We start from the raw sequence: 14,267 nt of genomic DNA, 5'->3' as shown, positions 1-14,267 counted from the left end.
GAGTCACAGAGGAGGATCACACCACACTAAAAGCGGTGGGTCGATGTGTCGTTGTTACAGCAGATTGCGTTTTTATTGAATACACGTAGAGACGTTCCGCCGGAACGTCTCTACAGGTTTTGGGTTTTAATTATGGAATAACCGTAAATTTCACAGTATAGCTATAGTTACCGGCTCGCAGAGAACGACCTCTATCTATAGCAAAATCAATCGTTAAAGGAGTAGTTCCCGCAGGTACAGCTAAGGGAGCATTACCATTTTTAGTTGAGCTACCAGAGGGAATTGTCACACTAGCAACAGCAGATACTGGGGTGAATTCCGGTCCCGCAACTTGAATTGGTGCAGATACACTTATATTTGCCGATTGGCTACAGGTAACATCAATTTTAGTCGGAGAACCACCAGCAGAAGCCAAGGTGATTAATTTCTTTGGTAGAGTACCACCTTCAGTTACTAACTGCCCAGGAGTAGCTTGAGAGAAAGTACATATATTTGAAGGTTCGGAAGCTGCACTTTTGAATAGAGTTAAATTAGCAGTGATAATTATAAGTGAAATAAATAGCGATCGGCGAATCATTTTGCTTTTACTTTCCTCTGGAAATATCTAATTTGTTTAGTCTTTTACTACTAAGGAGACGCAGTGAGAGTCACTGTAAAGCTATATTTTCCAGCGGAAATTTTAGTACTTCCGTTATCTGCTTTCATATTGACTATAATTTTCCCCTCCTGAGTATCTGCTGGAATATTACCGCCTGGTCCGTCAGAAATAACGTTTATACTAGGTAGGTTGGTGCTAGTTGCTGTTGCGGTTAGCTGTGTATCTGGAAAATCTGTTGTACCAGGTTGAATATCTTGTTCCGGCGGAGAAATAGTGAGAGTAGCAGCATCATTGCAATCTATTAACACACTTGCAGCTGTTCCACCATTTTCACTCTGGAGAATAGTACCGGCAGAATTAAGAATCAACTCTCCTGGCACAGCGTTATAAAAAGTACAGTTAGCTGCAACTGAACCACCAGCTTCTTGAGCATAAACTCTAACGGCTGAGGTAACAGTACTTGCAAGTAAAAAAGCTGAACTAATTAACAGGTGACGAATCATGCTTATATACCATGTATATGCGGTCAACGTATCAACCGTTATAGGTTAACTTCAATTTACAAGCTTTGTGTTGAGTAAAATAACGGATTTTGATTTACAGGCTATCTAAATTTACGGTATATTTATTTTTTAACGCAAAGGAACGCTGAGGTACGCGGAGTTAGAGTTTATTTGCCATACGTTTGATGCCTTCTTTGAGGTGGAGAACGTTAAAGTTGATAATAAGACCAAGTTTGCAATTAGCTAATTTGAGATAAGTTAAAAGTTGTACTGAGTGAATTGGGTTGATAGATTCTACAGATTTGACTTCAATAATTACATTATTTTCAACTATTAAATCCAATCGATAAACACAATTTAATTGCACCTCTTCATAAATAAGGGGTTCTAGCGTCTTTGCGGCTGCCACAAAACTTGCTGAATCACTAAAGCATTAATTTAGATGTACTCTTCAGGAGTCCACTTATGGGAACAAGTAAATTTGCATTTACATTTCGGTGGGCTACTAGTTTTTATACAAACAACTATTCCCACTCGATTGCTTTCTAATAATTCATGTAAGTTGTCACACTCACAAAGCTCTCCCTGTCTCCACTCTATTATTTTGCCAATATAAGACGGTATGTCAGTAGTTAATATATAAAGATTCCTTTCCTCTCTAGTTGAAGTATGTCTAAAACTATATTTAATAGCAATTTCTTCATCAGGTGCAATCACCCACCAACAGCTTGAAGTATTGCATACGTTAAATACTTTCATCATATAATCCCTTCTTTCCCAACTCGTAACACAAACACCCCTCATAAGCTGACTCTAACAAACCCGGTCCCAACGCAGTATGCACTCGCATCCCACAGCCAATTATCACCCCACTCAAATCATTCTCATCCATACTCAGCGTACCTTTGCGCTTACCTTTGCGCCCCTTTGCGTTTAAACTCAATTCTAACCTCCATTACTAAAAGTGCATTATGCCTTACAGAATGTCCCGTCGCGCTTACGCAGAAACCTTCGGTCCCACTGTCGGAGATAAAGTCAGACTTGCAGACACAGAATTATTTATTGAAGTTGAACAAGACTTCACAACTTACGGCGATGAAGTGAAATTCGGTGGTGGTAAAGTTATTAGAGATGGGATGGGACAATCCCCAATTTCTAACGCTGATGGTGCAGTTGATTTAGTTATTACCAATGCTTTGATTCTCGATTGGTGGGGTGTTGTCAAAGCAGATATTGGCATTAAAGATGGCAAGATTTTCAAAATTGGGAAAGCTGGAAATCCTTATATTCAAGACAATATAGATATTATTATTGGTCCTGGAACTGAAGCTTTAGCGGGGGAAGGAATGATTCTCACCGCTGGGGGTATTGATACCCACATTCATTTTATTTGTCCGCAACAAATTGAAGTGGCGATCGCATCCGGAATTACGACAATGATTGGCGGTGGTACGGGTCCAGCTTCCGGTACAAATGCGACAACTTGCACGCCGGGACCCTGGAATATTTACCGAATGCTGCAAGCTGCTGATGCTTTCCCTGTTAATTTAGGATTTCTAGGTAAAGGTAACACCAGCCTCCCTCAAGGACTCGTGGAACAAGTTAATGCGGGTGCGATCGGCTTAAAGTTACATGAAGATTGGGGAACTACGCCCGCAACAATTGATACCTGTCTTACCGTTGCTGATGAATACGATGTGCAAGTCGCAATTCACACCGATACTTTGAATGAAGCCGGTTTTGTGGAAGATACGATCGCCGCTTTCAAAAATCGCGTTATCCACACATACCACACCGAAGGCGCTGGGGGGGGACATGCACCAGATATTATCAAAGTTTGCGGTGAAGCCAATGTATTACCATCTTCCACCAATCCGACACGCCCTTATACGGTTAATACCTTAGATGAACACCTGGATATGTTGATGGTGTGTCATCATCTCGATCCTGCGATCGCTGAGGATGTCGCTTTTGCTGAGTCGCGCATTCGTCGGGAAACCATCGCCGCAGAAGATATTTTACACGACTTGGGCGCGTTTAGTATGATTTCTTCCGATTCTCAGGCAATGGGACGGGTAGGGGAAGTGATAATTAGAACTTGGCAGACAGGACATAAAATGAAGGTACAGCGTGGAAGCCTTACGGGAGATGGGCAAGCTGATAATAATCGCGCTAAAAGATACGTTGCCAAATATACGATTAATCCGGCAATTACCCACGGAATTGCTCAGTATGTCGGTTCAGTGGAAGAGGGCAAAATAGCAGATTTGTGTTTGTGGCGTCCGGCGTTTTTTGGCGTCAAGCCTGAGATAGTAGTTAAAGGGGGAATGATTGCCTGGTCGCAAATGGGTGATGCTAATGCAAGTATTCCTACACCGCAACCTGTACACATGCGTCCGATGTTTGGTAGTTTTGGAGGTGCCTGTAATGCTACTTCATTTACTTTTGTTTCCCAAGCAGCATTAGAAAGAGAAATTCCCACTCAACTAGGTTTGCAAAAGCAAATTGTTGCAGTTTCCGGGACACGTCAATTGAGTAAGCGAGATATGAAGCTGAATGACGCGCTACCTCACATTGAAGTTGATTCGGAAACTTATGAAGTACGTGCTGATGGAGAGTTGCTGACTTGCGAACCGGCGACAATTCTACCTATGGCACAAAGGTACTTTTTATTTTAAGACCGAGCAACGCACCAATTAGGAATGATATCATGTCCGGTAGCTTACCCATAATTCATGAAGAACCCCACCCGCCTGTGGCACCCTCCCCGCAGGCTCTTAGGGTTGGGGAAGGGTTCTTTTATTATGGCTGTTTGACCGGACATGATATGAGTGCAAAATAGATCGTAAATCGCGATAATTCATTAGACATCTGGTAGAAATTAATTATGCGTTGCCCGAAACCCTAGTAGAGACGTTCCACCGGAACGTCTTTTCTGGAGATCGCGACTTACGCAAAATGTTTTTGTCATACTAAGCGAAACGAAACGATAATGCTTGCAAAAAATAAGATTGAAAGCTTTTTTCTCGCTTTTTAGAATACTTGTTTTCTAATGCCTATACTTAGGGTTTGCTTGCTCAACCCCAGTCTCATCAGTCATCTTAGCAGGAGTCACCCACATTCCTTAAGATTTCCATAGCTTTTATTTAACATCCTGCCAGTAAATTGGGAATGGCTAATGACAGTAAAAATGCGGTGGTGTACTTAAGGAGGAAGAGTGGGGAAATATTTAAATTTATATTCAATAAAAGAAATTGTGAGCTTTCAGTTGGATAAAGCACTTAAGTGGCTATCTCATGGTTGGAAACATAAGTTACTCACGCGGCTAACCGTATTGTTACTTATGACCTTTTTCTTAACCTTAACAGTCCATTCCATAGCAGCTCAGTCAGTATCAAGCAGATCAAGACCGAAAGTAATATTGATTTCACTGGATGGTGCAACTCCAGATTTTGTTGAGGAGTATCTTGCTAAAGGTGTCCTTAGCCCAAAACAGGGATTGGGACTGATTAAAAGTAAGGGAGTTTATGCGGAGCGAAACATAACCTGTAGCGCATCTTTAACTGCTGCTTGTCATGTTGCGATCGCCACCGGTTCTACAGCCGCACGCAATGACATTAACGCTAACACATTCCACCTGGTTGCTAGTCCATTTACTTCTAACATTAGCGGTTTTGGTGCTCCTATCGGAGGCTATTCGACCACTGAACCTAGTGAAAGTTTGGAACCTACTGCTGAACCCCTTTGGATTGGACTTCAGCAAAATGGCAAGAAGGTTGTTGCTGCAACCTTTCCCGGAGCAGATGGAGTTAATGTCCAAGTACCGGGTTTAACTAACAGCCCAATTATCCAAGCTGCTAACAGAAGAACTGTATCCTACACAGTCCCCTTTGGAGCTTTTGGAGGAGTCGGTGCTCAAGGTTTTAGTCTGACCGCAGCTGATTTTACCCCAGCTACCAGCCAAACAGTTAGTCAACTTAAGGCTGCCCGAAAGTTTTCTTACAGTCCCATCAAGCAAGCTTCTCTAAACGATCTATTTATTGTTGGTGGTGTCAGCTATAACATCCAAGTGGCTGCACTAGACACCACTAGAGATCGCCGAACCAACTATGATACTTTAGTATTTTTCGATGCAACCATTGGCATTCAACCTAGACCTTTCACCTTGCCTTCAACTGGTCCTGCATACGTGAGAGCGCGGGATAATAAATCTAGTCTGTTTTACCTGGAAGGTAGTTCTAATCGGGCTGGAACTGCCTTTTACGTCAGTAAACTTGCTGATGATCTTAGTACCGTTAGGATTGCTCGCTATTCTGCCAATTTTATACCTAGCAATTCCGCAGTCCAAAGTAGTGTTAATGACATTCTTAATAACGTTGGTTTCTGGGCACCGCAACCTGACTTCCGCATTCCCGAAAGAATCAGTCCTGGATTTACCAATTTCCCCGACAGTGAGCTAGAAGCTATTTATCAAGACCAGGTTCAACTTTTTGTAGACTACCAGACTAGGGTGGCTACCAGAGCAATCAATCAAAATCCTGATGCTGATTTGGTAATGACTTATATCGAGCAACCTGATGGCTCTGAACACCAGTTTCTCTTGACTGACTCCCGTCAGGCAACTGATCCTACTAATCCAAACACAATTGGTGCGGGGCAAGATTCAGAAAAGGTAGCTCGCTATCAATCCTATGTTCAGACTGCATATCAGGCTGCTGATAATGCTGTGCAACGTCTCATTAATGTAGTTGGTACTGATAGAAAAGGTAAACCCAAGAGTAACATTCTTGTTGTTTCAGACCACGGCTTTTCCGCTTTCCATACAGCAGTTAACCTGAATAATTTCCTCAGAAATAGAGGTTTTGACTCAACTAAAGTCCGAGCGGTAACATCAGGTCCAGCAGCCAATATCTACATTAATCTTCAAGGACGTGAACCTAATGGCATTGTCAGTCCGGCTGAATATGTCACTCTGCAACAGCAAATTGTTACAAGTCTAAAGGAATTCGTGGATACAAATCCCAACTATGCGCTGGGAGGACCACAAGCTATTTTCGACAAGATTTATCCTCGTCCGCTACCAGCTAATTTGAATGACCCAACATTCGGTTTAGGTACTAGCGAATTTGTTGGTCAGGATACTGGTGATGTGTTCGCGATTATGAACGAGGGTTATAACTTTGACGGAACTCAAAGTCCTGTTGTTACTCGTTTGGGAGATACTGATAATTCAGTATTTTCACTGCCTAATTTCTATGGCGCTCATGGCTACGACCCCACCATATCAAACCTGAGTGCCATTTTCTATGCCGCTGGTCCTGACATTAGTCGTCGTGGTAGTATCGGTACTATTTACAATATTGATGTAGCCCCAACTATCAATGATTTACTAGGTGTACCCTCTGCCCCAACGGTTCAAGGTCAGATTATCAATCTTAAAAACGGTCGTTTTTCTAATTAGACATCGACCGCTATGCTTATTATGGGTTGCCCGAAACCATAATCCACCATCACCCGCAACTATACTTTTCCCTTAAAACTTACCTATCAACCGTTTCGGTCTTATTTTAAGTATTTTGTCTGTTTGTTAAGAAAGATCCGGGTAATGCATAGGCTCTTCGTCGAGGGGAGACAAAGCTACGCTTTGACGGGGTGGGGTTCTTGGGGTGAGCGTAAGTAATAAGCGCGGACATGGTATCACTTGTGTTGTGTGAGTTGGGTTGCACGGCATACGTATTGTAAAAACCCAAACATAGTATTCCAGAGTCCGCAGCCTTAAGACAGGGCATTCCCCGACTAAGTATAAAAACGAAAAACTCGCCAACTTCCCTCTTTTTAATCTCCATCTGCTAACTTGGCGATTTGCTTATTGCATCTTTATGACTACAATTACTATTGATGCTAGATAATGGGAAAGCTTTGACATAAACTAGTGCAGCGTGGCAAAAATAACTATGCAGTTGATAAAAGCCTACTATCACAAGTTTTCTTTCCTTCTGCCTTCTGCCTAGCCTCCGGCAACGGCTTCGCCGAACTGCCTTCTGCCTTCTTACACTAGCCCATCTAGCTCCAGAAATAAGTATTAAGACCTATGCGAACTCACTATTGCGGCGCACTCCGTTCCTCACACATTGGAGAAACTGTCACCATTAACGGATGGGTAGACCGTCGCCGCGATCATGGGGGTGTGATATTCTTAGATTTACGCGATCGCTCTGGCATTGTCCAAATTGTCAGCGATCCCCAACGTACCCCAGATTCTTACGAACCAGCTAACGCTCTGCGTAATGAATATGTCGTGGAAATCACGGGTAGGGTAACGCAGCGTCCCGAAGAATCCCTAAATACCCGCATCCCCACAGGCGAAGTGGAAATCTACGCTGATAAAATTGAATTGCTCAACGCAGTTCGCAAACAGTTACCTTTTCAAGTTTCCACCGCAGACAGCGAATCGGTGCGGGAAGAGTTGCGGCTGAAATATCGTTATCTAGATTTGCGACGCGATCGCATGGCGCATAACTTACAATTGCGTCATCAAGTTGTCAAAACTATGCGTCGCTATCTCGAAGATGTGGAAAACTTCATCGAAGTGGAAACCCCCATCTTAACTCGTTCCACCCCCGAAGGCGCACGGGATTACATCTTACCCAGTCGTGTGAGTGCTGGTGAATGGTTTGCACTTCCCCAATCACCGCAGCTATTCAAACAGATATTGATGGTAGCAGGATGCGATCGCTATTATCAAATTGCTCGTTGTTTCCGCGACGAAGACTTACGCGCTGACAGACAACCAGAATTCACGCAATTGGACATGGAAATGAGCTTCATGTCCCAAGAAGAAATTATCGCACTTAACGAAAAGTTAGTTTCGCATATCTTCAAAACTGTTAAAGGTATCGAATTACAACTTCCCTTTCCCCGTATCACCTACGCTGACGCAATGGAACGTTACGGTTGTGATAAACCTGATACCCGTTACGGTCTGGAACTAGTCAATGTTTCGGATATATTAAAAGACTCTGGTTTTAAAGTCTTTCGTGAAGCCATTGCTAATGGCGGTATTGTGAAAATCTTACCCATCCCCAACGGCAATGATACAATTTCTAATGTCCGTATCAAACCGGGCGGCGACTTATTTAAAGAAGCTGCCGAAGCTGGTGCCAAAGGTTTAGCATACATCCGCGTTAGAGAAGATGGGGAAATCGATACCATCGGTGCAATTAAAGACAACCTGACACCAGAACAAAAGCAGGAAATTTTACGCCGCACTGATGCCAAACCCGGACATCTGCTATTATTTGCAGCAGCTGATACGACAACTGTCAATAAGACTTTAGATAGATTGCGTCAATTTGTTGCCAGAGAATTTAAATTAATCGATGCAGAAAAAATCAACTTGCTTTGGGTGGTAGATTTCCCGATGTTTGAGTGGAATGCTGACGAGAAACGCTTAGAAGCACTTCACCATCCATTTACAGCACCGCATCCTGATGATTTGGCTGACTTGAAAACCGCCCGCGCCCAAGCGTATGATTTAGTTTACAACGGCTTTGAAGTTGGTGGTGGTAGTTTGCGAATTTATCAGCGAGAAATTCAAGAAGAGGTATTTGAAGCGATCGGTTTATCTCCGGAAGAAGCACAAAGTAAATTTGGCTTTCTTTTAGAGGCATTTGAATATGGTACACCGCCGCATGGTGGTATCGCCTACGGTTTAGATCGGTTGGTGATGTTGTTAGCTGGTGAAGAATCAATTCGCGATGTAATTGCTTTTCCGAAGACGCAACAAGCGCGTTGTTTGTTAACAGATGCACCTTCAACTGTGGATGCAAAGCAGTTAAAAGAATTGCACGTTGCATCAACTTATAAACCGAAGTCTTAGACTTCATCGGCGCCTGTTGAAAAATTAGATCCCCGACTTCTTAAAGAAGTCGGGGATCTGGACACCGGAAAATCTTATGCCATCGTATAAAGCCTTCAACAAAGTTAGGACTTATATCATGTCCGGTCAAACAGCCATAATAAAAGAACCCCTCCCCAACCCTAAGAGCCTGCGGTCCGGGTGCCACAGGTGGGTGGGGTTCTTCATGAATTATGGGTAAGCTACCGGACATGATATTACGCACTCAGTAGCGAGAAAACAAGACTTTCAATACGGTTCGGTTAAGCTAAAAAAACAAAAATTTGTAGGTTGGGTTGAGGAACGAAACCCAACATTTCCAAGGCTTTGTTGGGTTTCACTTCGTTCAACCCAACCTACAATTTCCCTTAACCGAACCGTATTGACAAGACTTTGAGATTGCTTCCTTGCGTCGCAATGACGGAAATACGTGGTCTGTGCGTAAGTCCTGAAAGTTTGCGAAAACTGCTCTTGCAATGAATTCGGCAACGGTATCCTCGCTACTTTTACCCCTAGTTGTAGAAATGGAAAATACAGGCTCTCAATTATTGCAGGACAGGTCTTTTCTTGACTATTCTTTCTTGAGAGCTGCTAAATTTCCAATTCCCATTGGCATCCAGTACAAAATAATCAGTACGTTGAATGCAAGTGTCCCCAATACAACTGGTAACTGTACACTGGTTTCCAAAGCATTTGTCGTAGTCAATTCCATTTCTATTTACCACTGCATATGCAGGAAACAATGAAACTGAAAGTGACGTAGCTGTTAATGCCGCCGTTAGCATTGATTTCTTAAACATTTAACGCTTCTGTTCCATATAACTGTATTAATATTAATACTGTTATTTTCAGTATATAATAGTACCTACGAGGGTAATATTTGCATTATCTGGAGTACTCGTCCTATATTCGACGATGACCCCGTTATAAGGAAGGCAGGCTGAAAACCCTTGATAAACCGGCGTACAGCACCGTATTTCGCACGTTAGGCAAGGGATGAAAGCCGCCTTAAGGCGTTTATTCTCGGCAATAGCTGCGGGGAGTGTCAATGAGACCATTAACGACTTGCTTATTGTCATCAGCCTTAACCTGAACTCAGGTTATTTAGTTAATTTCCAAAGCTGGAGATTTTCGGGATAAACATCCTTTTCTATCTTGAATTTTTGCTCTTTTTCAAGTTTATATTCCAATACCTTTAGGGGAGCGTTGTAAAAAGGATTGTAGAAAAACACATCACTGAAAGTATTAGGAATTTGGGGTACATTTGACTCTTTCACCAACAGAAGCCGCACTTTGGGATCGAGTCGATACGAGAGTGCCATTTCATCACCTAGACGCCAGGTTCCTTCACACGAAGTAATCACAAGTGGCTGGGGAGTTTGGTTGATGATCCGAACCACTTGGGGAGTATAAAGATTCAGATCCTTGTACCACCAAGTCTCTGCTTGAGAAATGATCGCACAGCATATAACTCCGGCTGAAATTAGTGTAACCATAACCAGCTGCCAAAGCTTTAGAAAGCCAGTGGTGAGGGAAGAAGAGAAAATTTGAGTTGCTAAAAGGTAAGAAACAGCTAGCTGAATACCTAAATAAGAAGGGATTAAATAGCGAGGGATTTGCGATCGCACTCCTCCAGAAATGAAATCTGGTATAGCTAGGGGTAGCAATGTCATTCCAATCAATGTTAAGACAAACAACCAAACCTGCTTTGGAGACTTACGACAGAGAAAGTAAATTGAATATCCGACAAGAATTAAGATAAAAACAGTTGAAGATTGTACTAATAATTTCAACGAAGAGCCTTCAAAATCACCTATGGTACTGTAGTTAAAATCAACAAATAAATAGCTAAGTTTAAAAATCCAGTTTATAATCAAAGCTAACCAACTTATTTTAACTTCGCCTGTCCAGCCTGTTGTTTTATTAATTTGATCTGATTGACTCAGAATAACTACTAACCAGGGTGTGAAAGCTAGAAATCCCACTAAAGACGCAAGCACATAACTAATAACCCTCTTAGTTAATCGAAAGCGTTCAATTGCAAACACATAAACACTATGAGCAATTATTACCAACCCAGAAATGAGAAATGTATACAGCCCCAATGCCAGAGTTACTGCATACATTCCCCAACTAAGTTTTGTTTTTAATCGCATTGCCCGTAGGAGTGTTACACTTGATAGCAAAGTTGTCAAACTCCACAAACTATACTCCCGCGCTTCCTGTGCGTACAGCACATGAAATGGTGACACAGCAAGTAGTGCAACTGCAACGGATGCCACGAGGGACGAGTTAAATAATTCCAGACATAACCAATAGATGCAGGGTAATGTCAACGCGCTAAATAGTGCCGTTAAAGTTCTGATTACTACAATTGAACTGCCAAACAATTGCACCCAAAACCGCGTCATCACGTAATATAGCGGTGGATGCTGGGGGTCTTCTAACGCTAGAGATTTAAGAGTATCTGTTAAGGTTTTCTCTGGATTGGGATGCTGATATTTCTGTAAATCTTCAATGCCAATTTGTTGACCATTGCAAAGTTGAGCGATCGCTTCTTTTTCTGTGTAACCAGAAATCCGTAATGAGGTAAAAGTTTCGTCAAACCAGTAAACTTTTCGGTCAATATTGACAAAGCGAAAAAATACACCCAATACTAATAGAACAATCACTAAAAACCGTAACCCTTTCGGAGGAAATGCCCAAACAGGTGACAAGTTGCTATTCATACACTAAGTAAAAAAGCTATTTTATACAGAGATTTTTTAAGTATTTGTAATTGGCAAGTTAAAGCTTAGTATAAAGAATAACGATAAATTTTTAATTACCCTTTTGGCTGAAAATACAAACGAGAATTGCTAACTTTAATTTACTTGAAAAGAATATTACTTTTTGCCTATGTCTTTTGGTAGAAAATCTTTAACGCTAACTCTATATAGCTTTGGTCAAGGATAATTACTAAGAACACCGTTTCCCCATATAATCATTTCTGCATGAGTATCATTGAACCTGATTCACTTTTGTCAGTGCCGACTGGTGCATTACAGATTCCTGAATTACCGCCAAGTACTGTGGATGCAGGTAGTGAAAACATCCTTTTGTCTTTGGTGATTCCGACTTACAAAGAACGAGACAATATCAAGAACGTTGTAACTATATTGAGTCTACTGCTAGATGAGTGTATCCCTGGAGACTATGAGTTGATTGTAGTGGACGATGATAGCCCAGACCGCACTTGGGAAGTTGCCGAGTCTCTGACGCAAGAATATCGCCAATTACGAGTGATGCGTCGTCAAAATGAGCGGGGGCTTTCAAGTGCAGTGATTCGCGGTTGGCAAGCGGCAAGGGGACGTGTTTTAGGAGTAATTGATGGGGATTTACAGCATCCCCCAGAAGTACTGACACAATTGTTACGCACCATTCAAAAAGGTGCAGATATGGCAGTAGCTAGTCGTCACGTAGATGGTGGTGGTGTAAGTAGCTGGAGTTTTGTCCGGCGTTTCTTGTCTCGTGGCGCTCAGTTGTTAGGGTTAATTATTTTACCAGATGTACTGAGTAGGGTATCTGACCCGATGAGTGGTTATTTTATGGTGCGTCGAAATTCCATAGCCGGTGTGACGCTCAATCCAGTAGGATACAAAATTCTCCTTGAGGTGATTGGACGGGGTAAGATAGGCGAAATTGCCGAAGTTGGCTATGTATTCTGCGAGCGTGTTAAGGGTGAAAGTAAAGTCACAAGTAAGCAATATATAGACTACATACAGCACTTATTACGGTTAAGGCTGGCAACAGGACGGTTAGGAAAAATCAGTCAACGCATCAATTTCCCTGTTGGTCGATTCATCCGTTTTGGCTTAGTGGGACTCAGTGGAGTATTTGTCGATATGACACTGCTTTACTTGCTCAGTGACCCAACTACCTTGGCTTTGCCTTTAACTCGCAGTAAAATTATTGCGGGTGAAATTGCGATTCTCAATAATTTCTTGTGGAATGATGTTTGGACTTTTGCAGATGTCTCTAGTGAGCAGCACGAATGGGGTCAACGCATGAAGCGATTTTTGAAATTCAACGTTATTTGTCTTGCTGGTTTGGCGTTGAATGTGGTGGTGTTGAATATTGTGTTTAATTTTATTATACAAAACCGCTATATCGCAAATTTGATTGCGATCGCTGTTGCTACTATCTGGAACTTCTGGGTTAACCTTAAGCTGAGTTGGCGTGTGACGCAAGTAAAATAAAATGCGATCGCTTGGGGTAATGACACCAAGCGCGACATTCGGATAAATCGTGATTCCAATTTCTGTCTATCTCTCCATAAACAATACAAAAGGCTTTTTTAGTATTAGCGGACAACTCACAACTCAACAACAAAACTTTCCCGTCGATGAAAATCCGCTTCCTCACCACAATGAGTTAATGCCCAATAACTAAGATTGCCATCTTTCGATTTAATCACAGTAGTAATCGCAACTTCTAAAGATTGCCACGCCAAGATAAACTGATTTAAATCAACTTCTAAATCAACCAACAAAGCGTCTGATTTATGCTCAACGCTAAAAGGTAGCGATGTAACAGACATTTCCTCTTGTAACCCTTGCCGATAATCCTCTAAGCGAAAGACATTCCAATGTCCGGCAGGTGAAAGATTAAACTCCCAATAATAAGGAGAATTCTTAATCCCAACAAACAACTCGAAACATGTTTCTTCCCAAAGATCGTATTTGCGCTTTGCTAAGTCTGCTGGTGTGGGAATTTCGACTTTTGTCAAATCCCCAAGCAGTGCATAACAAATAGTTAAATTATTGCCGTTTCCAGCAATACTGCCTGTAATCTTTAAATCAGATATTGAGCTTGTCAAATTAAATGGCTGCAAAGAAAAATTTTGCTCGTTCATATCAAGTCCGGATAATTAGCTAGGACTTACGCACTGTACAAATTTATTATCTTGTGCATTGACGTAAAGCTCGCTGGGGGAAGCTTCCCCCAGCAGACTTTACGAAAATACGTCGTTTCAGGCTTTGATCAATTATCCTTTGATAAATAGCGATCGCCTAAAAACAGTCGAAAAATCAAGGTTTAATGCCTGAAATACATACCACACATTTGGTATTTCCTGTCAATGCGTAAGTCCTATTAGCTATGATTCCCACAGTCATTGCACCCCACCACGCCACTTGCTACAACGCGGGGAACCCGCGCAACGCAGTGGCTCCCCAACCCCTCCCCGCTTGCGGGGAGGGGAGACAAAGCGTAGCTTTGGCGGGGTGGG

11 protein-coding genes are annotated in these 14,267 nt (G+C 42.2%); 4 read left to right on the top strand and 7 right to left on the bottom strand.

The genetic code is table 11. The annotated features are described in order from the left end of the window. Nucleotides 1-130: 130 nt before the first annotated feature. The 4 genes from TOL9009_RS0110720 to TOL9009_RS43300 all read right to left on the bottom strand — a co-directional run bounded on the left by TOL9009_RS0110720 (nucleotide 131) and on the right by TOL9009_RS43300 (nucleotide 2,044). Nucleotides 131-577 (bottom strand): hypothetical protein, encoded by a 447-nt coding sequence (locus TOL9009_RS0110720; protein WP_029632801.1) that lies wholly within the window; start codon nucleotides 575-577, stop codon nucleotides 131-133. 50 nt (nucleotides 578-627) lie between these two features. Beyond that, the gene (locus tag TOL9009_RS0110715) at nucleotides 628-1,101 is read right to left on the bottom strand and encodes a hypothetical protein (RefSeq protein WP_029632800.1); all 474 of its coding nucleotides are present in this window, start codon (nucleotides 1,099-1,101) and stop codon (nucleotides 628-630) included. A gap of 160 nt (nucleotides 1,102-1,261) precedes the next feature. Further along, on the bottom strand, nucleotides 1,262-1,510 hold the full coding sequence (locus tag TOL9009_RS38825; protein WP_084763172.1) for a GxxExxY protein: 249 nt from the start codon (nucleotides 1,508-1,510) through the stop codon (nucleotides 1,262-1,264). Nucleotides 1,511-1,846: 336 nt separating this feature from the next. Beyond that, on the bottom strand, nucleotides 1,847-2,044 hold the full coding sequence (locus TOL9009_RS43300) for a GxxExxY protein (protein WP_398344388.1): 198 nt from the start codon (nucleotides 2,042-2,044) through the stop codon (nucleotides 1,847-1,849). Nucleotides 2,045-2,072: 28 nt separating this feature from the next. Between TOL9009_RS43300 and ureC the strand changes: the two genes are divergently transcribed. From ureC to aspS, 3 genes are all read left to right on the top strand, one after another. Further along, nucleotides 2,073-3,779 carry an urease subunit alpha gene (gene ureC, locus TOL9009_RS0110705; RefSeq protein WP_029632799.1) on the top strand — a complete coding sequence of 569 codons (1,707 nt, stop codon included), beginning with the start codon at nucleotides 2,073-2,075 and terminating at the stop codon, nucleotides 3,777-3,779. 743 nt (nucleotides 3,780-4,522) lie between these two features. Beyond that, nucleotides 4,523-6,562: an alkaline phosphatase family protein gene (locus TOL9009_RS0110700; protein WP_242055143.1), complete on the top strand. Its 2,040-nt coding sequence runs from the start codon at nucleotides 4,523-4,525 to the stop codon at nucleotides 6,560-6,562. A 630-nt stretch (nucleotides 6,563-7,192) separates the two neighbouring features. Then, a complete protein-coding gene (gene aspS / locus TOL9009_RS0110695) occupies nucleotides 7,193-8,980 on the top strand; it encodes an aspartate--tRNA ligase (protein ID WP_029632797.1) in 1,788 nt (595 codons plus the stop codon). 589 nt (nucleotides 8,981-9,569) lie between these two features. Here the strand turns inward: aspS and TOL9009_RS47145 are convergent. Both TOL9009_RS47145 and TOL9009_RS0110685 read right to left on the bottom strand, forming a co-directional pair. Continuing rightward, nucleotides 9,570-9,710, bottom strand: a complete 141-nt coding sequence (locus TOL9009_RS47145; RefSeq protein WP_186227531.1) for a hypothetical protein — start codon at nucleotides 9,708-9,710, stop codon at nucleotides 9,570-9,572. 388 nt (nucleotides 9,711-10,098) lie between these two features. After that, nucleotides 10,099-11,727 carry a glycosyltransferase family 39 protein gene (locus TOL9009_RS0110685; RefSeq protein ID WP_029632796.1) on the bottom strand — a complete coding sequence of 543 codons (1,629 nt, stop codon included), beginning with the start codon at nucleotides 11,725-11,727 and terminating at the stop codon, nucleotides 10,099-10,101. Nucleotides 11,728-11,991: 264 nt separating this feature from the next. Between TOL9009_RS0110685 and TOL9009_RS0110680 the strand changes: the two genes are divergently transcribed. Next, nucleotides 11,992-13,236, top strand: coding sequence for a glycosyltransferase (locus TOL9009_RS0110680; RefSeq protein ID WP_029632795.1), 1,245 nt, complete (start codon nucleotides 11,992-11,994; stop codon nucleotides 13,234-13,236). 116 nt (nucleotides 13,237-13,352) lie between these two features. On the opposite strand, the gene TOL9009_RS0110675 is transcribed toward TOL9009_RS0110680, so the two are convergent. Beyond that, nucleotides 13,353-13,892 carry a DOMON-like domain-containing protein gene (locus tag TOL9009_RS0110675; protein WP_029632794.1) on the bottom strand — a complete coding sequence of 180 codons (540 nt, stop codon included), beginning with the start codon at nucleotides 13,890-13,892 and terminating at the stop codon, nucleotides 13,353-13,355. Nucleotides 13,893-14,267: the final 375 nt, after the last annotated feature.

The organism is [Scytonema hofmanni] UTEX 2349 (assembly GCF_000582685.1).
In the GTDB taxonomy this organism is placed as follows: domain Bacteria; phylum Cyanobacteriota; class Cyanobacteriia; order Cyanobacteriales; family Nostocaceae; genus Hassallia; species Hassallia hofmanni.
Note: the sequence above shows the minus strand (reverse complement) of the source record. Positions and strands in the feature narration are given on the sequence as shown.